21 protein-coding genes are annotated in these 25294 nt (G+C 73.1%); 15 read left to right on the top strand and 6 right to left on the bottom strand.

The features are described 5' to 3' along the window. Positions 1-97 precede the first annotated feature (97 nt). The 6 genes from OHA30_RS22075 (at position 98) to OHA30_RS22100 (ending at position 11668) form a co-directional block, all read left to right on the top strand. Positions 98-1804 (top strand): glycerol-3-phosphate dehydrogenase/oxidase, encoded by a 1707-nt coding sequence (locus OHA30_RS22075; RefSeq protein ID WP_328915581.1) that lies wholly within the window; start codon positions 98-100, stop codon positions 1802-1804. Positions 1805-1865: 61 nt separating this feature from the next. Further along, entirely contained in the window at positions 1866-3677 is a 1812-nt protein-coding gene (locus OHA30_RS22080) for a serine/threonine-protein kinase (protein ID WP_328915582.1), read from the top strand. An 88-nt stretch (positions 3678-3765) separates the two neighbouring features. Further along, complete coding sequence (locus OHA30_RS22085; protein WP_328915583.1) at positions 3766-5640, top strand: serine/threonine-protein kinase; 1875 nt, start codon at positions 3766-3768, stop codon at positions 5638-5640. A gap of 117 nt (positions 5641-5757) precedes the next feature. After that, positions 5758-7821: a protein tyrosine kinase gene (locus OHA30_RS22090; RefSeq protein WP_328915584.1), complete on the top strand. Its 2064-nt coding sequence runs from the start codon at positions 5758-5760 to the stop codon at positions 7819-7821. A 258-nt stretch (positions 7822-8079) separates the two neighbouring features. Further along, the gene (locus tag OHA30_RS22095) at positions 8080-9708 is read left to right on the top strand and encodes a succinic semialdehyde dehydrogenase (RefSeq protein ID WP_328915585.1); all 1629 of its coding nucleotides are present in this window, start codon (positions 8080-8082) and stop codon (positions 9706-9708) included. 61 nt (positions 9709-9769) lie between these two features. Further along, positions 9770-11668 (top strand): GMC oxidoreductase, encoded by a 1899-nt coding sequence (locus tag OHA30_RS22100; protein ID WP_405785435.1) that lies wholly within the window; start codon positions 9770-9772, stop codon positions 11666-11668. 411 nt (positions 11669-12079) lie between these two features. On the opposite strand, the gene OHA30_RS22105 is transcribed toward OHA30_RS22100, so the two are convergent. Then, entirely contained in the window at positions 12080-12412 is a 333-nt protein-coding gene (locus tag OHA30_RS22105) for a chorismate mutase (protein WP_328915586.1), read from the bottom strand. A gap of 271 nt (positions 12413-12683) precedes the next feature. Here OHA30_RS22105 and guaA point away from each other — a divergent pair, with 271 nt between their 5' ends. Next, the gene (gene guaA, locus OHA30_RS22110; RefSeq protein WP_328915587.1) at positions 12684-14288 is read left to right on the top strand and encodes a glutamine-hydrolyzing GMP synthase; all 1605 of its coding nucleotides are present in this window, start codon (positions 12684-12686) and stop codon (positions 14286-14288) included. A gap of 165 nt (positions 14289-14453) precedes the next feature. After that, positions 14454-14996, top strand: a complete 543-nt coding sequence (locus OHA30_RS22115; RefSeq protein ID WP_328915588.1) for a DoxX family membrane protein — start codon at positions 14454-14456, stop codon at positions 14994-14996. On the opposite strand, the gene OHA30_RS22120 is transcribed toward OHA30_RS22115, so the two are convergent. Then, positions 14941-15165 carry a hypothetical protein gene (locus OHA30_RS22120; RefSeq protein WP_328915589.1) on the bottom strand — a complete coding sequence of 75 codons (225 nt, stop codon included), beginning with the start codon at positions 15163-15165 and terminating at the stop codon, positions 14941-14943. The two genes, OHA30_RS22115 and OHA30_RS22120, sit on opposite strands and share 56 nt — an antisense overlap. Continuing rightward, on the bottom strand, positions 15162-16532 hold the full coding sequence (locus OHA30_RS22125; protein WP_328915590.1) for a PspC domain-containing protein: 1371 nt from the start codon (positions 16530-16532) through the stop codon (positions 15162-15164). Before OHA30_RS22125 ends, OHA30_RS22120 begins: the two co-directional genes overlap by 4 nt. 235 nt (positions 16533-16767) lie before the next feature. Between OHA30_RS22125 and OHA30_RS22130 the strand changes: the two genes are divergently transcribed. Both OHA30_RS22130 and OHA30_RS22135 read left to right on the top strand, forming a co-directional pair. After that, entirely contained in the window at positions 16768-18078 is a 1311-nt protein-coding gene (locus OHA30_RS22130; RefSeq protein ID WP_328915591.1) for a PspC domain-containing protein, read from the top strand. Continuing rightward, entirely contained in the window at positions 18075-18755 is a 681-nt protein-coding gene (locus OHA30_RS22135) for a response regulator transcription factor (protein WP_328915592.1), read from the top strand. Before OHA30_RS22130 ends, OHA30_RS22135 begins: the two co-directional genes overlap by 4 nt. Before the next feature lie 49 nt (positions 18756-18804). Here OHA30_RS22135 and OHA30_RS22140 read toward each other — a convergent pair whose 3' ends face one another. Together OHA30_RS22140 and OHA30_RS22145 are read right to left on the bottom strand one after the other, a co-directional pair. Then, positions 18805-19116, bottom strand: coding sequence for a hypothetical protein (locus OHA30_RS22140; RefSeq protein WP_328915593.1), 312 nt, complete (start codon positions 19114-19116; stop codon positions 18805-18807). 398 nt (positions 19117-19514) lie between these two features. Next, positions 19515-20612, bottom strand: a complete 1098-nt coding sequence (locus OHA30_RS22145; RefSeq protein WP_328915594.1) for a MerR family transcriptional regulator — start codon at positions 20610-20612, stop codon at positions 19515-19517. A 524-nt stretch (positions 20613-21136) separates the two neighbouring features. Between OHA30_RS22145 and OHA30_RS22150 the strand changes: the two genes are divergently transcribed. From OHA30_RS22150 to OHA30_RS22170, 5 genes are all read left to right on the top strand, one after another. After that, complete coding sequence (locus OHA30_RS22150) at positions 21137-21325, top strand: hypothetical protein (protein WP_328915595.1); 189 nt, start codon at positions 21137-21139, stop codon at positions 21323-21325. A gap of 11 nt (positions 21326-21336) precedes the next feature. Beyond that, a complete protein-coding gene (locus OHA30_RS22155; RefSeq protein ID WP_328915596.1) occupies positions 21337-21516 on the top strand; it encodes a hypothetical protein in 180 nt (59 codons plus the stop codon). 32 nt (positions 21517-21548) lie between these two features. Continuing rightward, on the top strand, positions 21549-21716 hold the full coding sequence (locus OHA30_RS22160; RefSeq protein WP_328915597.1) for a hypothetical protein: 168 nt from the start codon (positions 21549-21551) through the stop codon (positions 21714-21716). A 463-nt stretch (positions 21717-22179) separates the two neighbouring features. Then, positions 22180-22371, top strand: a complete 192-nt coding sequence (locus OHA30_RS22165; RefSeq protein WP_328915598.1) for a hypothetical protein — start codon at positions 22180-22182, stop codon at positions 22369-22371. Between the two features lie 12 nt (positions 22372-22383). After that, the gene (locus OHA30_RS22170) at positions 22384-22554 is read left to right on the top strand and encodes a hypothetical protein (RefSeq protein WP_328915599.1); all 171 of its coding nucleotides are present in this window, start codon (positions 22384-22386) and stop codon (positions 22552-22554) included. A gap of 80 nt (positions 22555-22634) precedes the next feature. Here the strand turns inward: OHA30_RS22170 and OHA30_RS22175 are convergent, their stop codons facing one another. Next, positions 22635-25250 carry a LuxR C-terminal-related transcriptional regulator gene (locus OHA30_RS22175; RefSeq protein ID WP_328915600.1) on the bottom strand — a complete coding sequence of 872 codons (2616 nt, stop codon included), beginning with the start codon at positions 25248-25250 and terminating at the stop codon, positions 22635-22637. Between the last annotated feature and the right edge of the window lie 44 nt (positions 25251-25294).

Below are 25294 nucleotides of genomic sequence, written 5' to 3' on the forward strand. Positions count from 1 at the left end.
CGCCTCCGGTGCGCACCCGTGCCGCTGGCCGCGCGGGGCCGGGGCGGTCACTATCGAAGAGAGCCGCCCACCCAGCGACGCAGGTACGGAGGCATGGATGCGTACGACAACACTCGGCCCGGCCGAGCGAGCCGAGGCATTGGCCCGGATGGCCGAACACGAACTCGACATCCTCGTGGTCGGCGGGGGCGTGGTCGGCGCGGGCACCGCGCTGGACGCCGCCACCCGCGGACTGACCGTCGGCCTGGTCGAGGCCCGCGACTGGGCGTCCGGCACCTCCAGCCGGTCGAGCAAGCTCATCCACGGCGGACTGCGCTATCTGGAGATGCTGGACTTCGCCCTGGTCCGCGAGGCGCTGAAGGAGCGCGGTCTGCTGCTGGAGCGGCTGGCCCCGCACCTGGTCAAGCCCGTTCCCTTTCTGTACCCGCTCCAGCACAAGGGGTGGGAGCGGCTCTACGCCGGTTCCGGGGTCGCGCTGTACGACACCATGTCCGTCTCCTCCGGGCACGGCCGCGGCCTGCCCGTGCACCGCCATCTGACCCGTAAGCACGCGCTGCGGGTCGCGCCCGCGCTGCGCAAGGACGCCCTGGTCGGGGCGTTGCAGTACTACGACGCCCAGGTCGACGACGCCCGCTTCGTGCTGCACCTGGTCCGCACGGCCGCCTCGTACGGCGCGCTGACCGCCAACCAGGCCCGGGTGATCGGCTTCCTCCGGGAGGGGGAACGCGTGGTCGGCGCCCGGGTGCAGGACGCCGAGTCGGGGGGCGAGTACGAGGTCAGGGCCCGCCAGGTGGTCAACGCGACCGGGGTCTGGACCGACGACACCCAGGCCCTGATAGGCGAACGCGGGCAGTTCCACGTACGGGCGTCCAAGGGCATCCACCTGGTGGTGCCGAAGGACCGGATCCACTCGAACACCGGGCTGATCCTGCGTACGGAGAAGAGCGTGCTCTTCGTCATCCCGTGGGGCAGACACTGGATCATCGGCACCACCGACACCGACTGGGAGCTGGACAAGACCCACCCGGCCGCCTCCAGCGCCGACATCGACTATCTGCTCGAACACCTCAACTCCGTGCTGGCGACCCCGCTGACCAGGGACGACGTCCAGGGCGTGTACGCCGGGCTGCGCCCGCTGCTGGCCGGCGAGTCGGACGCCACGAGCAAGCTCTCCCGCGAGCACACGGTGGCGCACCCCGTCCCCGGCCTGGTCGTGGTGGCCGGCGGCAAGTACACGACGTACCGGGTGATGGCCAAGGACGCGGTGGACGAGGCCGTGCACGCGCTGGACCACCGGGTGGCCGACTGCTGCACGGAGGACGTGCCGCTGGTGGGCGCCGAGGGCTATCACGCGCTGTGGAACGCCAGGGCCCGCACCGCCGCCCGCACCGGCGTGCATGTCGCCAGGGTCGAGCACCTGCTCAACCGGTACGGCGCCCTCGCCGAGGAGGTGCTCGCGCTGGTCGCCGACGATCCGTCGCTCGGCGCCCCGATGCCGGCCGCCGACGACTATCTGCGGGCCGAGATCGTCTACGCGGCGGCCTCCGAGGGCGCCCGCCACCTGGAGGACGTACTCACCCGGCGGACCCGGATCTCCATCGAGACCTTCGACCGGGGCACCCGCAGCGCCCGGGAGGCGGCCGAGCTGATCGCCCCCGTCCTGGGCTGGGACGCGGGCCAGATCGACCGCGAGGTCGCGTACTACGAGAAGCGCGTCGAGGCCGAGCGCGAGTCCCAACTCCAGCCGGATGATCTGACCGCGGATGCCGCACGGCTGGGCGCGCCGGATATCGTGCCCCTTTAGACGCGAGGCGTCTGGACGGACGCGCGTCGCGTGGTCGGGGGAGCGGGCGGAGGGGCGCCGGATGGGCGGACAGGTCGACGAGGGACGGTTGGTCGCGGGCCGGTACCGGCTGCTGGAGCGGATCGGCCGGGGCGGCATGGGTACGGTCTGGCGCGCCGAGGACGAACTGCTCGGCCGTCAGGTCGCCGTCAAGAAGATCCACCCGCCGCAGCCGCACATGGACGACGACGAGTTGGCCACCGTCTTCGAACGCACCCGGCGCGAGGCCCGGGCCGCCGCCCGGATCAGCCACCCCAATGTCATCGTCGTGCACGACGTGGTGGACGACGCCGGGCTGCCGTCCATCGTCATGGAGTACGTGCCCTCCGCGACGCTCGGCGAACGGCTCAAGGAGCAGGGCCCGTTGCCCCCGGCCGAGGCGGCCAGGATCGGCCGGGGCATGGTCGCCGCGCTGCGCGCGGCCCACCGCGCCGGGGTGCTGCACCGCGATGTGAAGCCGGGCAATGTGCTGCTCGGCGAGGACGACCGGGTGGTGCTCACCGATTTCGGCATCGCCCAGGCGTCCGGCACCTCCACCCTGACCCGCACCGGCGAACTCATCGGCTCCATCGACTTCCTGTCCCCCGAGCGCATCCGCGGCGCCCTGCCCGGGCCCGAGGCGGACCTGTGGGCGCTGGGCGCCACGCTCTACCAGGCCGTCGAGGGCGAGTCCCCCTTCCGCCGGCCGACGGCGATCGAGACCGCGTACGCCATCGCCGAGGAGCCGGTACGGACGCCGCTGCGGGCCGGGGCGCTCGCCGAGGTGATCGCCGGGCTGCTGGTGAAGGAGCCCGCCGAGCGGCTGTCCGCCGAGGTCGCCGAGCAGATGCTGCGGATACCGGCGGCCGAGCAGGAGACCGCGCTGGTCGACCGGGGCCGGCTGGATTCGCCGGCCCGCGGGCCCGAGCCGCCGGCCGAGAGCGCCGCCGGCCCGCCCGCGCCGAACTACACGCACCCGGTCTACGGCGGCCCGCCGCACACGCGGAACCCGCCGTACACGCAGGGCCCGCACACCCCGAACCCGCTCGTCCAGAACCCCCACACGCCGAGTCCCTACGACCCGCCGACCGGCTCCTCCCAGCCGCACCCCCTGTACGGTCCGCCGCCGTACACGCAGTCCACACCGCCGCCCTACTCCTCGCCCGGCAGCGGCAGGCCCCGCCGTCGCCGTATCGCCCCCTGGATCGCCGCCGCGGTCGCCGTGGCCGTGCTGGGCGCCGGGGTCGTGGTCGTCGTCCAGCATCTGCGGACGACCACCGAGGCGGGCGGCGACGGCGGGCCGACCGGGGCGCCAGGGCCGGTCACCAGCGGGCCGGTCACCCCCGTCACGACCCCGCCGACCACGCCGACCACGCCGACCTCCGCGCCCACCACCGAGCCCCCGCCGGTTCCCGACGGCTACCACCTCGCCGAGCACCCCGACCACGGCTACTCCGTGCCCGTGCCGGACGGCTGGACGGAGAAGGTCAGCAACGGCGGCGACCAGGTCGACTACATCGACCCCACCAAGCTGGTCGATCTCAAGCTCAGCGCCCTGGACTTCGCGGCCACCAGCCCGTACGAGCACTTCAAGAACCTCGAACCCGACACCGGCGCACAGGTGGACGCCTACCACCGCGAGCGGCTGGACCCGACCACCAAGTCCGGTGATCCGGCGGCCATCTGGGAATTCACCTTCCAGGGCTCGGTGCGCAAGTACCATGCGATCGACCTCGGGTTCGGCAAGCCGGGCGGTACCGAGTACGCCGTCTATCTCTCCGCCCCGGACAGCCAATGGCAGGAATACCGGGCGGTGTTCGACACCGTGCTGGCCGGATTCCGGCAATCCGGTTGACCGGACCGGGTTCGCGTCCGTAACCCCCGTTCGGGGATGATGGGCCTCCTATCAAGCCTTACCACCGCCGGCACTGCAGAGGGGACCCATGAGCGAGGTCGAAGGTACCGACGGACGTGTACTCGCCGGCCGGTACCGCCTCAACGGCGTGCTCGGCAGAGGCGGCATGGGGACGGTCTGGCGGGCCGTCGACGAGACGCTGGGCCGTACCGTCGCGGTGAAGGAACTGCGCTTCCCCGGCAATGTCGACGAGGACGAGAAGCGCCGGCTGGTGACCCGGACGCTGCGCGAGGCCAAGGCCACCGCGCGGATCCGCAACACGGGCGCGATCACGGTCTTCGACGTGGTCGAGGAGGACGACCGGCCGTGGATCGTCATGGAGCTGGTCGAGGGCCGGTCGCTGTCCGACACGGTCCGTGAGGACGGCCCGCTCACCCCCAAACGCGCCGCCGAGATCGGGCTCGTCCTGCTCGACGTGCTCAAGGCCGCGCACGCCGAGGGCATTCTGCACCGCGATGTGAAGCCGTCGAACGTCCTGCTCGCCGACGCGGACACCTCCCAGGCCGAAGGCTCCGGGGGAGGGCGGGTCGTGCTCGGCGACTTCGGCATCGCCCAGATCGACGGCGACCCCTCCGTCACCTCCACCGGCATGCTCGTCGGCGCCCCCTCGTACATCTCGCCCGAACGCGCCCGGGGCCAGAAGCCCGGCCCGCCCGCAGACCTGTGGTCGCTGGGCGCGCTGCTCTACGCCTCCGTCGAGGGCCACCCCCCGTACGACAAGGGGTCCGCGATCGCCACGCTCACCGCGGTGATGACGGAACCGGTCGGCCGGATGGACAACGCGGGGCCGCTCGCCGAGGTGATCACCGGACTGCTCGTCAAGGATCCCGCGCGCCGGCTCGACAACGCGGGCGCCCGCGCGCTGCTGACCGCGATCGCGCAAGCCCCCGACCGGCCGGCCGCGCCCCCGGCCGGCAACGCCGCCACTGTCGTCCTCGCCAACGACCCCGCCCCCGGCGGGACCCCCGCGGTCCCGGGCGACGCGCCCGCCGTGCCCAAGGCGCCCGCCGCCGACCAGGCCCGGGTGCGGGACGCGCTGCGTACGGTCCGCAAGGCCGCGGCCGGGGCGGGACCGGCGGCGGAACCGGGCGGCTCCGAGTACGCCCCCGGCGCCGCGCCCTCCTCGCTGACCGATGTCGTACCCCGCCGCACCCTGGCCCTGGTGATCGTCGCGGTCGTGCTGGCCGTGCTCGGCACCGTCATAGGCATCGCGGTCGCCAACCACGGCGGCGGACACGGCGGCAGCGGCGACGGCAAGGAGAAGGGCGCCGCGGCCGGGCCCTCGGGCTCGCCCGCCGTGACGCACACCGGCGGCACCGCGGCGGTCGGCACCGACGACAAGTCCGCGTCGGCGCCCGACCCCGACGGCTCCTCCGCGCCCGCGACCACGGAGTCCGCCGCGACCACGGAGTCCGCCACGACCGCGCCGGGCGGCTCCGCCGACACGGTGCCGGCCGGCTGGCACACCGTCACCGGCTCGGAGGGCTACTCGATCGCGCTGCCCAAGGGCTGGACCCAGGTGGCGAGCGACAAGAACCCGTACCACAGCGGCACCCTCTACAGAGACGGCAGCGGCTACGAGGTGCTGGTCGACTGGCTGCACACCCCGGGGCCGAGCGCACTCGCGCAGTGGCAGCACGACTCCACGCACGTGGGCCCGACCTTCAAGAACTACGAGCTGATCTCCGTCAGGAAAGCCGATTACCGTACCTACGACGCGGCCGACTGGGAGTACAAACGGTCCTGGCAGGGTAGGCAGGTACACGTCCTGAACCGCGGCATGGTGACGGACCCTCACCACGGCTACGCCCTGCTGATGGTCTTCCCGGTCGACGCCTGGAGCAGCGACAAGAGCGTGGAGATCCGGAAGACCTTCTTCGCAACCTTCAAACCGGCCGAGTAACGGCCGCATAGCACGTATGGTGAGTAGCTGTGGACTGTCCGCATCCGCAACGTGAACGTTCACGTTCGGATCTGACCGGTTCAGTGGAGTAGACGACCGGGCCGGAAGGGGGGCGCCGTGGACGAATACGCGGGGCGGGTGCTCGCCGACCGCTACCGGCTGCCCAGACCGCCCGCCGACGAGTTCGAACTCGTCGAGACCAGAGCCTTCGACACCTACAGCGGCCAGGAGGTCCTGGTCCGGCAGGTGCTGCTGCCCGAGGTCGTCAGCGCCGAACTGCCGGGTGAAGACGGCGGACCCGGCGGCGAGGACGGGCTGAGCGAGAGCGCCCGGCGGGCGCTGGACGCGGCCCGCGCGGCCGCCGCGATCCCCGACCACCCCCGGCTGGTCCAGGTCTTCGACATCTTCATCGAGGGCAGCAGTCTGTGGATCGCGAGCGAACTGGTGTCCGCCCGACCGCTGGCCGCCTTACTCGCCGACCGCCCGCTGGACGCCTTCCGGGCCGCCGAGGTCGCCAACGACGTGCTGACCGCGCTGCGCGCCCTGCACGCCCACGGCTGGACCCACCGCAATGTCACCGCAAGCACGGTGCTGGTCTGCGACGACGGCCGCTCCATGCTCGGCGGCCTGGCCGCGGGCGCCGCCCAGGAGGCGCTGTGCGGCTACGACCCGCTGCCCGAACAGGTGCTGGCCGGCGGCGCCGAGCTGACCTGGCACGGCCCGCGGTCCGCGCTCGAACAGGAACGGGCCCGGCAGAACCGGATCACCGTCGTCGGCGCCGTCACCGAGCGCTGGGCGCCCGAACAGGCCCACGAGGTGCACGAGAACTGGCGGCTGTCCCCGCCGGTCGGCCCCGCCGCCGACCTGTGGGCGCTCGGCTCGCTGCTGTTCCGCAGCGTCCAGGGCCACCCGCCCTTCCCCGAGGAGAGCGCCGCCGAACTCGTCCAGCTGGTGTGTGCCGAGCCGCCCGCCTTCGCCGAGGACTGCGGCCCGCTGCGGCCGGTCGTCGAGTCGCTGCTGCGCCCGGACCCCGAGGAGCGGCCCGAGGCCGAGGAGCTGGGCGGATGGCTGCGCTCCCTGATCCGGTCCGCGCCCGAGCCCGACCTCGGCGTCAGCGCCGTCCAGGTGCCCGCCGACCCGGCGAAGCTGCCGGTCAAGCGGCGCAGGGGCGAGCTGGTCCGCCGGCGGCGCAGGCAGCAGTCCGCCGACGATCCCTCCGGCGCGCAGCACCGTCGTCACGCCCGCGGCAAGCAGGCCCGGCCGGTCAAGACGGCCAGGGCCGATCGGCCGGTGAAGACCGCCAAGCCGCCCAAGGCGGTCGGCGCGTCCCAGAAGGCCGCCGTCACCCGCACCGCGCACGAGAGCGCCGCGCCGCCGCGCGCGGTCCGGCCGCCGCAGTACCACGAAGAGGACGTCGTCTACCGCAGGCCCGACGGCAGCGAAGAGCCGCCACGCAGGCTCGGCGCCCGGCTGCTGATCGCGCTGCTGGTCGTCCTCGCGGCGGTGGTGGCCTACGCCCTGCTGATCATGCCGCACCGGGACGCCGTGACGGACGGCGCCGGCGGGGACCGTCAGGTGCCCGCGCAGATGCCCGGCTCCGGCGGCGGGAAACACGATCCGACAACAGCCCCGACAACCGCCCCGGCGACCAAGGCACCCTCCAAGGCGCCGACGAGCGCCGCCGCGAAGCCCCCGGCCGGCCGGACCACCGTGACCCCGCCGCCCGACCTCGGCGGCGACTTCGCGCTGCGCACCGATCCGGCGGGCTTCACGGTCGCGGTCCACACCGGCTGGCAGCGCACGGGTGCGAACGGCCAGGGCGAGGTGCGCTACTCCGGCGGCGACCTGCGGCTGACCGTCGTGCCCGGCCGGGACACCGCCGCCGCGCACGGCAACGACCCGGTGGGCTATCAGCTGAACGAGCCCGAACTCGCCGACTTCCGCGCCTCCTCCTGGTCCTCCGCCTCGGGCCTGGAGTCCCTGACCCTGCGCGGCCACCCCGCCGCCGAGGGCGAGTACACCTACCGGGACGCGGCCGGGCGTTCGCTGTACGCCCGCAACCTCGCCATCCTGGTCGACGGCCGCTACCACGTGGTCTTCGTCACGGGCCTCGACACGCAGCGCGCCTCCGTCCAGGCCGCGTTCGACCGGGCCGTGGAGACGTACACACCGACAGGCTGATCCGTCCGACTGATCCGTCCGGGTGATCCGCCCGGGCGGTCTTCCGACGGGCAGGGGTCCGGGTGACCTATCCGGTCGCGCACGCCCTCCGTACCCCGCGGCCGCCCCGACCGGCCCCTTTGTCGTACCGGTGGTTACGCCGGGGCGACCTGCGGCGATGCGAATACAGCCACTGATTGCTGGCTTAGTTGCGTGAATCATCGAAAAAGTGGCTACTGACGGGTATCCACAGCCGCCCGGCCGCCGTAATCTCGCCGCATGACGGATTCGCCGGAGCTCAGCACCCCCCTCGCCGACGGCGCCACCGACAACCCCGTCGCGCCGCGGCCGGCCGTCACGCGCGGCCCGGGGGACGTCGTCACGCCCGATCTCGTCGCCCGGCTGACCCGCGGGGTGATCGGCTCCGGCCGCACCGCGAACCACACCCCGCTGACCGGGGAGAAGCTGGCCGATCTGCCCGAGGCCACCCCCGACGAGGTCGCCGTCGCCTATGCGCGGGCCCGACAGGCCCAGCGGGCATGGGCCGCCACCCCCGTACGCGAGCGCGCCGCCGTCCTGCTGCGCTTCCACGACCTGGTGCTCTCCCGGCAGCACGAGGTGCTCGACCTCATCCAGCTGGAGACCGGCAAGGCCCGGCTGCACGCCCATGAGGAGGTGCAGGTGGTCGCGATGGCCGCCCGGCACTACGGCCGCAAGGCCCCCTCCTACCTCGGGCCCAAGCGGCACACCGGCGCCATCCCCGCCCTGACCAGGGCCGTCGAGCTGCGGCAGCCGCGCGGGGTGGTCGGGCAGATCGCGCCCTGGAACTACCCGCTGGAGCTGTCCGTCGGCGACGCGCTGCCCGCCTTCGCCGCAGGCAACGCCGTGGTGATGAAGCCCGACACCGAGACCGCGCTGACCGCGCTGTGGGCCCGTGAACAGCTGATTGAGGCCGGGCTGCCCGCCGATGTGTGGCAGATCGTGATCGGCGAGGGGCCGGTGGTCGGCCCCGCCGTGGTCGAGCACGCCGACTATGTGTCCTTCACCGGCTCCACCCGCACCGGCCGCGAGGTGGCCCAGCGCGCGGCGGCCCGGCTGGTCGGCGCCTCCCTCGAACTCGGCGGCAAGAACGCCCTGCTGGTGCTGCGCGACGCCGACCTCGACAAGGCCGCCGACGGCGCGGTCCGGGCCTGCTTCGCCTCCGCCGGGCAGCTGTGCATCTCCATCGAACGGCTGCTGGTGGACGAGTCGGTCGCGGACGCCTTCGTGGCGAAGTTCGTCGCGCGGACCCGGGCGATCAGGCTCGGCACGTCCCTCGCGTACGGCGCCGGCATGGGATCGCTGGCGGGTGAGCGGCAGTTGGCCACCGTCACCCGCCATGTGGACGAGGCCAGGGACAAGGGCGCGCGGGTGCTGACCGGCGGCCGCCCGCGCCCGGACATCGGCCCGTACGTCTACGAGCCGACCGTGCTGGACGGCGTCGAGCCCCCGATGGCGGTGTGCGCCGAGGAGACCTTCGGCCCGGTCGTCTCCGTCTACCGCTTCCACGACGAGGAGGAGGCGGTCGAGCGCGCCAACGCCACCGACTACGGCCTCAACTCCAGCGTCTGGACCCGGGACGTCCGCCGCGGAATGCGCCTCGCGGCCCGGTTGCGCTCCGGCACGGTCAACGTCAACGAGGCGTACGCCGCCACGTACGGCAGCGTGCGCTCGCCGATGGGCGGGATGAAGGACTCCGGGCTCGGGCGCCGGCACGGCTCCGAGGGCATCCTCAAGTACACCGAGGCGCAGACCGTGGCCGTCCAGCGACTGCTGCCGCTGGCCCCGGCGCTCGGCATGGACGACGAGAGGTACGCCGCCTTCCTGAGCCGTTCGCTGCGGCTGATGAAGGCCCTGCGGATGCGCTGAACCGCACCCGATCCGTACCCCCCGCCCGCATGTCGGGTACCGGAACCGCATGGGAGGACCCGTGTCACAGGACGAGCACGCCCAGAGCCCGGCCCGGGACGCCGGCGTGGAGGACGCCGGCCGGGACGTCACCGACCGGGACGACGACGGGGGCTATGACTACGACGTGGTCGTCGTCGGCTCCGGCTTCGGCGGTTCCGTCGCGGCGCTGCGGCTGGCCGAGAAGGGCTACCGGGTCGGCGTCCTGGAGGCGGGCCGCCGCTTCGCCCGCGAGGAGTTGCCGAAGAACTCCTGGGACGTCCGCAACTACCTGTGGGCCCCCGCCCTCGGCCTCTACGGCATCCAGCGCATCCATGTACTCGGCCATGTCCTGGTGCTGGCCGGGGCGGGTGTCGGCGGCGGCTCGCTGAACTACGCCAACACCCTCTACGTACCGCCCGCCGCCTTCTTCCAGGACCGGCAGTGGGGCGCGATCACCGACTGGCAGCGGGAGCTGGCGCCGTACTACGACCAGGCGCGGCGGATGCTCGGGGTGCGGCTCAACCCGACGCTCACACCCTCCGACGTGCATCTGCGGGCCGCCGCCGAGCGGATGGGGGTCGGCGACACCTTCCACCTGGCGCCGGTCGGGGTGTTCTTCGGCGACGGCGGGGACGCCGTCGGCGGGGAGGGCGACGGCTCCTGCGGGGTGAAGGCCGCGCCCGGCGGCGAGGTGCCCGACCCGTACTTCGGCGGCGCCGGGCCTGCCCGCCGGGCCTGCGTCGAGTGCGGGGAGTGCATGACCGGCTGCCGGCACGGCGCCAAGAACACCCTGAACGAGAACTATCTGTACCTCGCCGAGCGGGCCGGCGCCGTCGTCCACCCGATGACCACCGTCATCGGTCTCACCGAGGACCCCGGCAGGGGACACCTGGTCACCACCGTCCCCACCGACCGCCGCAGGAAGGGGCCGCGCCGGGTGCTGCGGGCCCGTCAGGTGGTGATCGCGGCGGGCACGTACGGCACGCAGACGCTGCTGCACACGATGCGCGACACCGGACGGCTGCCGGGGATCTCGGCGCGGCTCGGCGACCTGACCCGGACCAACTCCGAGGCCCTGGTGGGCGCGCAGACCACACCCGCCCGCTACCGCAGACGCCACCCGGACCGCCCGCTGGACTTCACCCGGGGTGTGGCCATCACCTCGTCCGTGCACCCCAACGACCACACCCATATCGAGCCGGTCCGCTACGGCCGCGGCTCCAACGCGATGGGCAGCCTGTCGATCCTGGCCGCGCCCCACCGCGGACGGCTGCCGCGCTGGCTGGAGTTCCTGGCCGCCAACGTCCGCCACCCGGTGCTCGGTCTGCGCGCGCTGTCCAACCACCGCTGGTCGGAACGTACGATCATCGGCCTGGTCATGCAGACCAGTGACAACTCGCTGAGCACGTACCGGAAGGCCAAAGGCCCGGGCAAGGGGCTGCTGACGGCACGTCAGGGCCACGGCGCGCCCAACCCGACGCACATTCCCGAGGGCGCGGAGGCGGCCCGGCTGATCGCGGCCGAGATCAACGGCTTTCCCGGCAGCAACGTCGGCGAGGCCGTCGAACGGCCCATGACCGCGCACTTCCTGGGCGGCTGCCCGATCGGGGCGGACCCGGAGCACGGCGTCATCGACCCGTACCACCGGCTGTACGGGCACCCGGGGATCCATGTGGTGGACGGCTCGGCGGTATCGGCGAACCTTGGGGTCAATCCGTCGCTGACCATCACCGCGCAGGCCGAGCGGGCGATGGCGCTGTGGCCCAACAAGGGCGAGCAGGACCCGCGTCCGGCCCAGGGCGCGGCCTATCGCGGGGTCGCGGCGGTGCCGCCCGTCGCCCCGGCGGTGCCGGGGGAGGCGTTCGGCGCGCTGCGGCTCCCGCTGCTGCCGGTGCCGCCCATACCACCGATAGGGTCGGTTACCCACAAAACGTCATGAACTCCGTCAAGTCGCGGTAATGTGTCGTCCGGCACTCCGCAGAGCGGCCGGTCCCGGGCGTCCCCGGTACCGACCGCCTCTTTGAGTCGCGACCGGGCTGCTGTCCCCTGCCGTCCGGTCACTTGCACCCATGCGAGGTCCCACGGCGGGCGCTTGCCGCCCCCGCCTCATCGCATCGGTCACACCCCGCCCAGCTGCGTCTGAGCGGTGTCCAGTTCCACGCGTGGTGTTGGCTGCCGCCCCTGGCTGGCACGGTCACCCCCTCCAACGAAGGGGTCGCTGGGCGGTCACGTGCCGTTCGGGTGATCCCCCTCGAAAGGGTCGTCGCTCGCACGGCTACGCGCCCGGTTCGCACGGCCGTACCCGACCGCCCGCGTGCCCCTCGACGACCCGGCCTGCGCGCCCGCCGCCTCAGACCCGGCCGCGGGACAGTTCGAGCAGCGTCATGGCCAGCGCGGTGCCCGGCCGGCCGAGCGCGTCGCCGTACGCGCGCAGGATGTCCATCTCGCGGGCCAGATGGACCCGGCGGCCGCCGGCCCCGATCCTGGCCCGCTGGATCTCGCCGGAGACGGCCATCCGCTCCCGGACCAGGGCGATGATCCGCGTGTCGAGATCGTCGATACGGGCGCGGTGGTCGGCGATCACGGTCTCGGCTTCCGTCATGGTCCCGCCCGCCGCAGTGGTGTCGGTCACGGTCTGCTCCTCGGTTCGGTGTCCGGTGGTGGTGTCACGGACTGGTGTCACGGACCCGGATCCCGGCCTCGGAGGACGCGAAAGGCGCCCCGGGCCGAGTGGCCCGGGGCGCCTGGAAAGTCGCTCGTCAGCAGTTCACACGACGCGACCACGGCAGCCGGACCGGCCGGTGCCATAGGTAAACGCGAAGGTGGACGTCTGCATGGCGCCAGTATGGACCACCGCCCCCACGGGGGCGCAAGGCGCTTACCGCGTCACCGGTAGAATCGGGCACAGGGCCGACAGGTCCTGGATCCCCGCACCAACCGCCGGAAGGCCGCCCGTGGCATCAGCGTCCCCAGCCGCCCCCGACCGCACCCCGGACACCGAGACCGACACCGTGCTGGTCGTCGACTTCGGGGCGCAGTACGCCCAGCTCATCGCCCGCCGCGTCCGCGAGGCCCGGGTGTACAGCGAGATCGTGCCCTCGACCATGCCGGTCGCCGAGATGCTGGCCAAGCGGCCGAAGGCGATCATCCTGTCCGGCGGCCCGTCCTCCGTCTACGCCGAGGGCGCCCCGACGCTCGACCGGGCGCTGTTCGAGGCCGGGGTCCCGGTCTTCGGCATGTGCTACGGCTTCCAGCTGATGGCCACCACCCTCGGCGGGACCGTCGACAACACCGGCGCCCGTGAGTACGGCCGTACCGCGCTGTCCGTCTCCCGGCCCGGCTCCACGCTCTTCGAGGGCACCCCCGCCGAGCAGTCGGTGTGGATGTCCCACGGCGACGCCTGCTCGGCCGCGCCCGAGGGCTTCAAGGTCACCGCGGCCACCGATGTCGTACCCGTCGCGGCCTTCGAGAACGACGAGAAGCGGCTCTACGGCGTCCAGTACCACCCCGAGGTGCTGCACTCCACGCACGGCCAGCAGATCCTGGAGCACTTCCTCTACCGCGGCGCCGGCCTCACGCCGACCTGGACCACCAGCAATGTCGTGGACGAGCAGATCGCCCTGATCCGCGCGCAGGTCGGCACCAGCCGGGCGATCTGCGGCCTTTCCGGCGGCGTGGACTCCGCGGTCGCCGCCGCCCTCGTCCAGAAGGCCATCGGCGACCAGCTGACCTGCGTCTACGTCGACCACGGCCTGATGCGCAAGGGCGAGACCGAGCAGGTCGAGAAGGACTTCGTGGCCGCGACCGGCGTCCAGCTCAAGGTCGTGGACGCCTCCGAGCGCTTTCTGACCGCGCTGGCCGGAATCTCCGACCCCGAGCAGAAGCGCAAGATCATCGGCCGGGAGTTCATCCGGGTCTTCGAGCAGGCGCAGGCCGAGATCGTCGCCGAGGCCCCGGGCGACCAGCCGGTCGAGTTCCTGGTCCAGGGCACCCTCTACCCCGACGTGGTCGAGTCCGGCGGCGGCACCGGCACCGCCAACATCAAGTCGCACCACAACGTCGGCGGCCTCCCCGAGGATCTGCGGTTCCAGCTCGTCGAACCGCTGCGCAAGCTGTTCAAGGACGAGGTGCGGATGGTCGGCCAGGAGCTGGGTCTGCCCGACGAGATCGTCCAGCGGCAGCCCTTCCCCGGCCCGGGCCTCGGCATCCGGATCGTCGGCGAGGTCACCCGCGAGCGGCTCGACCTGCTCCGCGAGGCCGACGCCATCGCCCGTGAGGAGCTGACCGCGGCCGGCCTGGACCGCGAGATCTGGCAGTGCCCGGTCGTGCTGCTCGCCGACGTCCGCTCGGTCGGCGTCCAGGGCGACGGCCGCACCTACGGCCACCCGATCGTGCTGCGCCCGGTCTCCTCCGAGGACGCCATGACCGCCGACTGGTCCCGGCTGCCCTACGACGTGCTGGCCCGGATCTCCACCCGCATCACCAACGAGGTCAAGGACGTCAACCGGGTCACGCTGGACATCACCAGCAAGCCCCCGGGCACCATCGAGTGGGAGTGACGCGCGCGAAACGCGTGACCGTCGGGGCCGGAGTCCGGCAGCGTCCGGAATTTCCGGCCCCGCGTTGAGTCACAGCGAGCGGGTGTACGTATAGCCCGGTGATGCCGCCGTACCGGAAGACTGGTCTCCGCCCGGAGGCACGGACGGTGGGAGAGGCGGGAGACGATGCTTGAGGTGTGGCGGGAAACCGCGCGTCGTTACGCACTGCTGCCCTTGCGGATCTTTCTTGGTGTGACCTTTGTCTATGCCGGACTCGACAAGCTGACCAGCAACTCCTTCTTCACCGACTCCGCCAACGGCTCCCTGGTCCAGATTCTGCACGCCAGCCATGACCAGGCCGCGATCCCCGGCATGATCGACCTGGCGCTCAAGGCCCCGCACGGCTTCGGCTACCTCATCGCGATCGGCGAACTGGCGGCCGGGCTCGGCGCGCTGGTCGGACTGCTCGGCCGGGTCGCGGCCCTGGGCGGCGCGGCGATCTCGCTGAGCCTGTGGCTGACGATGAGCTGGTCCACGACCCCTTACTACTACGGCAACGACCTTCCCTATCTGATCGCCTGGCTGCCGCTGGTGCTCGCGGGCACGCCGTATCTCTCGCTCGACGGACTGCTCGTCCGCCGCCGGGCCGGCGCGCTGCCCGGCCTTACGGTCGCTACGTCCGCCGCCGTCTCCGCCGCAGACCCCGTACGGTCCGTACCGCCTGCGTGACCACCGTGGCGGCCGCGGCGAGCGCCAGCCCGCCGCCCGCCCACGGTGCCGTACGGCGGGGGTCGGACAGGTCCCACACCCCGCACACGTCCAGGACGAACGCCGCGGCCAGGGCGAGCAGTACCAGGCCCATCACCAGGGCCGCGGGTTCGAAGCGGTGCCGCTTCACCGGATCACCTTCAACTGGCCGACGCCGACGGTGACCCGCAGATCGATCGTCCCGGTGGACGTTGTACCGGGCGGTGGGGCCAGGGTCAGCCGGGCTCTCTGGTCGGACTGGATCCGCACGCCGTGATTGACCTTCCCGGGCAGGACGACCTCACCGAGGCGCAAGCTGTAGTGGAGGTGCGTGGTCGCGTTCTCCGGCAGCCGCACCACCGCCTGGCCGGCGCCGACCTTCATCCGGATCGTCACCGTGGCGCCGTTCAGCGGCAGCCGGGTCAGGTCCAGCGTGCCGATGCCCGTACCGACTTCGTAGGACTGCCGTACCGAGGCCGTGGTGGTCGGCTGCCAGGTGGTGGAGCCGACGCCGTGCCCGGTTCTGGGCAGCGTCGCCGCTCCGATCAGCGCGGCGACCGTCAGCACCGACATGACGGCGGTGCCGCCGCGCGCCCGCCCGGCGAAGGACGAGATCACGAATCCCGTGCCGAAGACGGCGAGCGCCGCGGCCAGGCCGATCTCCAGACTCACCCCCACCGGCTGGTACGCCCAGGACGCCCAGGTGCCGGCCGACGCGGCGGTCACCGCGAGCAGGAAGAGGACCAGCGGGAAGCCCCAGGACCGCTCACGGCGGACCGCCTTCTTCCGCTCGCGCCACGCCTGCTTGTCCGCCTCGCCGTAGGGGCCGTCGTCCGGGCCCCACAGATACGACGGCTCCTTCGTCAGCGGGCCGCGCCACCAGGACGGCGAACCGCCGGGCGCCGGGGGCGGCTGGGCGGCGGGGGGCGCGTCGACCACCGCGCTCGCCGTGACCGAGGGCGCCTCGCCGGCCGCCTCCATCCGGCGGCGCTGCTGCGACCAGTACACGGCGCCGGCCGTCGCGGTGAGCAGGATCAGCGAGAACGCCTGGTTGGCGCCGTTGCCGAGCATCGACGCGTACAGCCCGCAGCCGACCAGCGCCATCAGTACGGCGGTCAGCGGGGCGCCCTCGATCCGGCCGGACAGCAGCCGGTGGGCCTCGCTCTGCTCCTCGCCCTCCTGCGGGATGACCAGCCAGCCCATGCCGTAGACGATCAGACCGATGCCTCCGGTGAGGGACAGGACGACGAGGACGACGCGGAAGATGACGGGGTCGACGTCGAAGTGGCGGCCGGCGCCGTGGCAGACACCGGCCAGGACCTTCCGGTCGGCGGCGCCGCGGGTGAGGCGGGGGCGGTCGGGGTCGGCGTCTTCCGGGCTTCCCTCGGCTTTCGCGGTGTGCCCGGCGCCCGCCGGGCCCTGGCCCCCCGGGCTCTCCCGGTCCGGGGCGATCGTGGCTCCGCCGGGCGCGGCGTCTTCCGCCGGGGGCGGGCTCGGTTCGCTGGGCTGGTCCGTCATACGACCATGGTGACCGGTCGGGTGCGCCCCCGGCACCCGGCCCGACCCTGGTACGACCCTGATCCGACCCCTGGGGGCCTGCCCGGGCTCCGGGGCAGACCTCGGGGGTCAACCCTGATGCCCGTTCACCGCGCGCTGTGTGACGATCGGGGGTATGTCAGCGAGCAGCCCGCCCTCCGCGGGGACCGGATCGCCCGGCGGTCCCGGAGGTCCGGGGGCGCCCGGGGGCGTCGGGATGCCCGGCGCGTCCGGCGGTGTCCCCGGGAGCGTGTCCGGGGCCGTGTCCGGAGCCTCCTTCCTCTCCGCGCCCGCGCCCGACGACGCCGGGGTGCGCAAGCTCTACCGCAGCTCCGAGGGCCGGCTCGTCGGCGGAGTGGCCCGCGGGCTGGCCGGCCACCTCGGGCTGCCGGTGCTGTGGGTACGGGTGCTGTTCGTCGTCCTCGCCTCCTTCAACGGCATCGGGCTGCTGCTCTACGCCGTCTTCTGGTTCTTCGTGCCGCTCGGCATCGGCGGGGTCGCCGAGGCGAAGGAGCCGCGCGACGCTCGTTCCTGGCTGGCGGGCAAGCGCCCGGACAAGGGCCAGATCATGGCCCTGATCGCGCTGGCCGTCGGCACCGGCATCCTCGTCGACAACCTCAACCTCGGGGCCGCGAACCGCGCGGTGTGGCCGCTGCTCGTCATCGCGCTCGGCGTCGCCCTGGTCTGGCGGCAGGCCGACAACGCCCGCAAGGCACGCTGGGTCGAGATGAGCCACGGCAAGCGCTTCTGGCCGCTGGCCAGGGCCGCGGCCGGGGTCGCCCTGGTCGTCGCGGGCGTCACCGGCTTCATCGTCGTCCGCGGCTCCGGCAGCCACCTCGGCGGCATCCTCCAGGCAGCTCTGGCCGTACTCGTCGGCGTCGCGCTCATCGCGGGCCCGTACCTGGTGCGGATCACCCAGGACCTGTCGGCGGAGCGGCTGATGCGTATCCGGGCCCAGGAGCGCGCGGAGGTCGCCGCACATGTGCACGACTCCGTACTGCACACCCTCACCCTGATCCAGCGGCACGCCGAGGAGCCCCGCGAGGTCGCCCGCCTCGCCCGCGCCCAGGAACGCGAGCTGCGCGCCTGGCTCTACCGCCCCGAGGGCACCGGCCGCGACGACGAGCCGACCACCCTGGCCGCCGCCGTACGGGCCGCGGCCGCCGAGGTCGAGGACGCGCACGGGGTGCCGGTGGAGGTGGTCTGCGTCGGCGACTGCCCGCTGGACGAACGCCTGGTGGCGCAGATGCAGGCCGCGCGCGAGGCGATGGTCAACGCGGCCAAGTACGGTGGCGGTACGGCAGGGGAGGCGGTCCAGGTCTACGCCGAGGTCGAGGAGGGCAAGGTCTTCGTCTCCGTGCGTGACCACGGCCCCGGATTCGACCTCGACCAGGTCCCGGACGACCGCATGGGCGTACGGGAGTCGATCATCGGCAGGATGCAGCGCAACGGCGGTGAGGCGCGGCTGCGTTCCGCGCCCGGCGGCGGTACGGAAGTCGAACTGGAGATGGAGAGGGTGGCGGTATGACGTCCAACGCGGAGGAGCGGCGGGTACGGGTGGTGCTCGTCGACGACCACCGGATGTTCCGTACCGGCGTCCAGGCGGAGATCGGCACCACCGCGGAGACCGGCGTCGAGGTCGTCGGCGAGGCGGCCGACGTCGACCAGGCGGTCGCCGTCGTCACCGCGACCCGCCCCGAGGTCGTGCTGCTCGATGTGCACCTGCCGGGCGGCGGCGGGGTGGAGGTGCTGCGGCGCTGCGCCGCGCTGTCGGCGGACCCGGAGCGGCCGGTGCGGTTTCTCGCGCTGTCGGTGTCCGACGCGGCGGACGATGTGATCGGCGTCATCCGCGGTGGCGCGCGGGGCTATGTCACCAAGACCATCACGGGTCCCGACCTGATCAACTCGATCTTCCGGGTCCGTGACGGTGACGCGGTCTTCTCGCCGCGGCTGGCCGGTTTCGTGCTCGACGCCTTCGCCTCCACGGACGCGCCGCCGGTCGACGAGGACCTGGACCGGCTCACCCAGCGCGAGCGCGAGGTGCTGCGGCTGATCGCGCGCGGGTACGCGTACAAGGAGATCGCCAAGCAGCTGTTCATCTCGGTGAAGACGGTCGAGTCGCATGTCTCGGCGGTGCTGCGGAAGCTTCAGCTGTCGAACCGGCACGAGCTCACGCGGTGGGCGACGGCGAGGCGGCTGGTCTGAGGTTCGGGGCGGTGCCGGCCGTCCTTGGGACGGGTCTGTCGCGGTCCGGTCAGTCGTGGTCGTCCGGCCAGACGAGCGTGTAGTCGGGGATGCGTACCGCGCGCTCCTCGACCGGGGTGTGGACGGAGTCCATCGGTACGCCGTCCGGTACCGCGCACCGGCTCAGATGGACGCCGACGAGGCACGCGTCGCACCAGAAGGACGCGTAGCCGACGCGGTCCTTCGCCGAACCGGAGAAGGCGAGGCGGAGTCCGGTGGCCCCGCAGCTCGGACAGGACGTGTCGGCGGGGGCGGGGAGCGAGGCGCAGTGCTTCTCGTACGCCGACATCCAGGCTCCCCAACTCGCCGTCAGGGCTTGCATCTCTGATCTCCCGTCAGCTCAACTCCCTGGGCGACAGACGACATTACGCCCGTACGGTCTCCGAAGGGGCCGTTTTCGCTAACGATTGATCGCCCGCGACACGCGTACCGGGACGTACGCGGCGACCTTGACCGGGTGGAAGTCGGCGGGGTCCGCCGGGCCGGCCGTGCTGAGCGCCACCGCCGTCATGCTCCGGCCGGTGGCGCGGGCCCGCGAGCGGGCCTTCCGTGGGGCGGCGATCTCCGTGGCGGACCCGGACGCGCCGCGAAGGCGTACGACGCGGCCGGCGGTGGGTGCCGCTGTCCGGGGTGATCTCGTTCGCGTCCGGTCTGCTGGTCGGGGCCGCGGCCCCTTCGCCGTGAATGGGCCTGGGGCCTTCGCCGGCGGCTCCGCCCCGGCTACGCGGCGGGCGTTGGGACGACGTCGGCGACGACGCAGCTGATGTTGTCGGGGCCGCCCGCGTCGTTGGCCAGGGCGATCAGCGCGCGGGTGGCGTCGTCCGGGTCCGGGACCGTGGTCAGGACGTGGCGGACGGCGTCGTCGGGGACGACGGCGGACAGGCCGTCGGAACACAGCAGATAGCGGTCGCCGGGCGCAGCGTCGTGCAGGCGCAGATCGGCGGCGGGCGTGGCGCCGGGGGTCAACGCGCGCAGCAGCAGGGCGCGTTGGGGGTGGGAGACGGCCTCCTGCGGGGTGAGCCGGCCCTCGTCGACCATCGACTGGACCAGCGTGTGGTCGTGGGTGATCAGGAAGAGTTCGCCTGCGCGCAGCAGATAGGCACGGGAGTCGCCGATGTGGACGAGGGCGAGGTGCGTACCCGTCCAGAGCATCGCGGTGAGCGTGGTGCCCGCCTCCTCCGCGGTGCCCGCGTCCGCGGGGGCGGTATTGCCCGAGGCGGCCACGGCGACGGCGTGGCCCGCCGACTCCACCGCGTTCTCAAGGACGTTGAGGATGTCGCCGGCCGGAATCCCGCCGGTCTCCAGCCGTTTGAGCGCGTCGATCGCAGCGGCCCCCGCAGGGGCCCCGGCGGGACCGAAGCCGTCGGCGACGGCGAGCAGTCGGGCGTCGGCGTACGCGGTGTCCTGGTTGCCGTTGCGTACGAGGCCCGCGTCGGAGCGGGCGGAGTAGCGGAGGGTGAGCGCGGTCGTCATGGAAGTGTCCTTTCCGGAGCGTGACAGATGGTCGATGAGGAAGCCCGCGAGGTCGCGGCGGGCGCCGGTGTCCGCCTCGACCCGCGCCCAGTAGGCGCGGACCTCGCGCGCGGCCTCGGGCGGATCCAGGTCGCAGACGTGCTGGATGCGCTGGAGCGGCATGCCGAGACGGCGCAGCCAGGCCACCAGCCGGGCGTGTTCGAGCTGCGCGGGCGCGTAGAAGCGGTAGCCGGTGGCGGGGTCGACGCGGGCGGGACGCAGGAGCCCGAGGTCGTCGTAGAGGCGCAGCGCCTTCGGCGAGAGGCGCGCGGCCTTCGCGAAGGCCCCGATGGTCAGCAGCTCCATGACCGTCCCTTCCGGTGGAGAAAGCGCCGGTCCGCCGGGGTGTCCGGGTCCGTGGGTCCGTGGGTCCACCGTGCGGGTTGCCCCGGGGTCAAGGTCAAGGGGGTACGGCCGCGCGGTCCGGGCGGGCGAGGCCGGCCCGAAGCCCTTCGGGCTGCCGCCATCCGCGCGCTGTACGACAAGGTCGCGGCCACGACGAGATCCCCTTCGAGCCGGCCCGCGCCCTCTTCACGCGCAACGACGCGCTGCGCACCCCCGGGACCGTACTGTCCCTGGCCCCGCTCAACGGCCCCACCGAGGTCACCCTGCGCTGAACTGTCTGGCAGGGGGGTGGTGAACTGCCATCGGGGTGCGGCGGGCGGGTCCGGCCCCGGCAGGAATTCGGAGGCAGGTCGGGGAATTGTCGGCGGAGTTCTGCTATTTCGGGGCATCCGCCTTTCCTGGTCTTATTGAGGCAGACGGAGCAGCCGCCCGGAAATCCCTCCGGGAAAGGAAGGAATCCGTCGGACGAGACCAAGGAGTTTCCCATGAACACCGGTGACCTGATGGGCGGATACGCCGCCTACACCACCCCGAACGCCGTCCTCCAGGAGATGGCCACCACCTCCGTGAAGGCCGCCGAGGAGAGCTCGATCTCCATCTCCATCTCGATCTCCTACAGCCTGTCCCTCTCCTGGAGCGTCTCGGTCAGCTGGGTCGCCCCGGCCGAGGCGTGAGGCGGACGACCATGGCTACCGACGACCTCATGGGCGGCTACGCGGTGTACACCACCCCGAACGCCGTTCTCCAGGAGATGGCCGCCGCCGGCAATGTCAGCGAGCTGCCGATCTCGGTGTCGTACTCGTACTGGCCGTCGCTCTCGGTCCAGGGCGTGTCCCTGAACCCGAGCCTGCCCTACGCCCAGTAGCGGGGGCCGCGAAGCGGCGGAGAGGAGAGGACGTGGACACCTCTGACCTGATGGGCGGTTACACGGCGTACGTCACGCCGAACGCCGTTCTCCAGGAACTGGCCACCACGGGGGCGACGCAGACGCCGCCCACAGCGTCGATCACGATCACGCTCAGCGTCACGGTGAGCCTGAGTTTCGTGGCGCCGCAACCGCAGTAGCGACAACCGCACAGCAGAAGTACGCCATGGCCCTGCCTCCCCAACGGGAGAGCAGGGCCGCGGCGCGTTCCGGCATTCCCCGCACTGCTCCTCGGCGTCCGGCGCATTCGTCGGGCGCCGTTCCGGTCGGCGCCATCCGGCGGGCGGGGTCGCGCAGCGCGCGCGCTGTGCGCGGACCGCACGCCCGCCGGCGGGGGCGGTGAGAGGGCGACGCCGGTCCGGGCGTGACAGGGCCGTCCGCTTGTCTGGCAGAGGGTTCGGATCTGTCATCCCCATGGCAGAACGGCATGGCGGCGACCGCGTCCGGACAGGGAATCGCTGACAAGGGGCCGACAATTGCGGCCCGAATGCTGCTATTCCGTTGGCCCGGCCGCCTCTGGTCTTATTGAGGCAGACGGAGAAGCCGCCCGGAAATCCCTCCGGGAAAGGAAAGAATCCGTCGGACGAGACCAAGGAGTTTCCCATGAACACTGGCGACCTGATGGCCGGATACGCCGCCTACACCACCCCGAACGCGGTCCTCCAGGAGATGGCCACCACCTCCGCCACCGTGGCCCCCGACAGCTCGATCTCCATCTCCATCTCGATCTCCTACAGCCTGTCCCTGTCCTGGAGCGTCTCGGTCAGCTTCGTGAACCAGCCCGTCGAGGTGTGAGGTTCGCGGCCGATGGACTCCGCTGATCCGATGGCCGGCCACGCGGCGTACGTCACGCCGAACGCCGTCCTCCAGGAGACGGCCGCCCCGGGACTCGCCGCCGAGACGATCACCTGGCCGTTCTCGGTCTCCCTTCCCGGGCCGCCCGGCGTCTCGGTGATCAGCGTCAGCTTCGCCCGGTAACAACGGCACATGAACGCCTTGGCCCTGCCTCCCCGCGAGGGGAGAGCAGGGCCGCGGCGCGTTCCGGGCGGGGCCGTCGCTCACGCGGTCCGCGCCTCGGCCGCGCGGTGGGTGAGGACACGGCTGGCGACGCCCACCCGGGAGGTGCAGTCGAGCTTGCGCATGATCTCGCGCATGTGGTTGACCACGGTCCACTCGGAGATCTGCAGACGGCGGGCGATCTGCTTGTTGCTCATGCCCTCGGTGACGAGTTCGCAGACCTCCGACTGCCGGGCGGTCAGGACCCCGCCGAAGCCGGCCGAGAGGTTCCCGGTCGCGTACGTGGTGGGCGCGCGCGGCGGCGCGAGGGGCACGCCGGGGCTGCCGGTGAGGCCGGGCACCCCGCCGGCACCGGACCCGCCGGAGACGCCGACCGCTCCCGGAACGCCGGGAAAGCCCGCCGACAGGGCCGACGGCACCGGCACCGTACCGCCGCCCAACTGCGCGATCTGGTCGACCAGCCGTAGCGCCGCCCCCTCCCGCAGGGCCCGCGTGAAGTCCTGGTCGCCGAGCAGCCGCCGCAAAGGCTGTTCGAGTCCGCTCACCGCGAAGTCCGGCACCGACGCCGCCCCGAGTATCGCCTCGCGGGACGCGTAGAAGCCGCCCAGCAGCCGTACGGTGCCGAACGCCCGGTCCGACATGCCGGGACGCATCGGGCCCGCGACCACGCGGACGAAGGAGCCCAGCACCGCGACCGCGCCGAGCCCGCGCAGGCTGGCCAGCGCCCGGTGGAAGTACTCCTCGGCGCGGGCCGCGGCGCCCGCCACCCGACCGTCCGGCCCGGGAGCGCCTGCCCCCGAACCGCCCGCCGCCGAACCGCCTGCCCCCGAACCGCCCGCAGCCCGGCCGCCCGCCGCCGCGTACGCGCTCAACTGGAGCAGCGCCGTACCGCTGTTGAGGAAGTCGGCGCGCGAGACCGCGTCCGCGACGACCTCCTGGGCCAGCAACGTCGCCGCTTCCGCGTCGCCGTCGAAGAAGTGCGCGGCCGCGAGGTCGAGCAGGACGTGGCAGGCCGCGTGCCGGTCGCCGACCTCGCGCCACCGTACGAGCGACTGCCGCAACAGGGCGACGGACGCGCCCGGGACGCCGTGGTGCTCGGTGAGGCCGCGTACGTGCAGCAGGCGGGCGGCGAGTGCGGGGTCGGCGGCCGCGGCGGGCTCGGCGAGGGCGATCTGTACGCGGGCGGCCTCGGGTTCGCCCGCCCTGGCCCGTGCCTCGGCCTGGATCAGCCCGGCCCGGGCGGCGGTGGCGGGCGTGGCGGCGGCGGCCCCCGCGCCCGCCCCGACAGCGTTCCTGGCTTCGAACTCCCCTGCCCCCGAGAGCCCTTCGAGCAATGCGAGCCGCGTGGCCCAGGCGAACGGCCGTCCGGTGGCCCGCCAGTAGTGGCAGGCGCTGTCCACCAGGTCCACGGCCTCGTCGTACGCCCCGGCGGCCAGCAGCGTCTCCAGGGCGGCGCCGATGTTGCGCTCCTCGCCGTGGAAGGCGGCCACCCCGGTGTACTGGTCGCCCGCGCGAATCCGCCGGGCCGCCGCGCGGGCCAGGCCGGCGTAGTAACGGGCGTGCGCCCGGCGGGCGTCGGCGGGGTCCGGCAGCGCGGCGGCAGCGGCGGCGACCGAGGCCGCGGGCAGGTGCAGCCGTACCCGGGCGAGGCCGTCGAGCGTGCCGGACGGCAGCGCGGACACGGCGAGCAGATGGCGGGCCACCAGGGGTTCCAGCGCGTCGGAGCGGCCGACCCCGGCGACCGTGCGCAGGGCCTCCGCGCCGAAGCCGCCGGTGAAGACCCGGGCGTGGCCGAGCAGCCGCAGCGCGACCGGGTCGAGCCCTTCGGTGTCCGCGGTCCCCTCGGCGCCGGACGCGCGGGAGCCGTACGAGCCGCCGTACGAGTCGACCAGCGCGGCCAGGTCGGTGCGCGCGGGGGCCGACCGCTCGTCCACGGCGGCCGAGAACGCCTCAAGGCCCTCCGTCCCCGCGACCTGCGCGGCCCGGCACAGGGCGTCCGGCACCCCGCGCAGTTCGGCGCAGATCCGGGCCACGAGATGCTGGTTGGCGTGGTCGACCCGGAAGCCGGGGTGGAGATCGCGGACCCGGTCGGCGAAGAGCCGTACGGACGCGACGCGGGCGAGTCCGGCCAGGTCCAGCGCACTGGAGTCCAGCGGTACGGGCAGCGCGCAGACCCGGTACGGGCGCAGCCCGGCGACATCGACCGGCTGCCGCAGCGCGACCAGGCAGCGGTCGGCGCGGGCGCGGGCGGTGTCGAGTACGTGCCGCAGGGCCGCGGGGGAGAGGCGGTCGAGTCCGTCGAGCACGATCAGTTCCAACGGGTCCCGCTCGCCCAGGAGTTCGGCCACGGCCAGGACGGCGGGGTGGTACGGGCCGGCCTCGCCCTCCGCCTCGCTCTCCGCCTCGGCGTACGTCCGCAGGTCGACGGTCAGCACCTGGCCGGGCACGGCGGCGGCGACGGCCCGCGCCAGCCGGGACTTGCCGATGCCGGGGCCACCGTGCAACTGCACTCCCCAGAACTCGGGTTCGGCGAGCAGGCCCAGGACTTCGCGCACGTCCTGGTCCCGGCCGACGAGCGCCGGGAGCGCCGGATACGCCGGGGGCGGCGGGTCCGCCGGAGCGGGATCGGCGAACCGGGACGCACGTCGCATGGGCATGAACTCCTCCTGGGTGAAAGGGCGTTCGTCGTCGGAAGTGGGGG

The organism is Streptomyces sp. NBC_00223 (assembly GCF_036199905.1).
Taxonomy (GTDB): domain Bacteria; phylum Actinomycetota; class Actinomycetes; order Streptomycetales; family Streptomycetaceae; genus Actinacidiphila.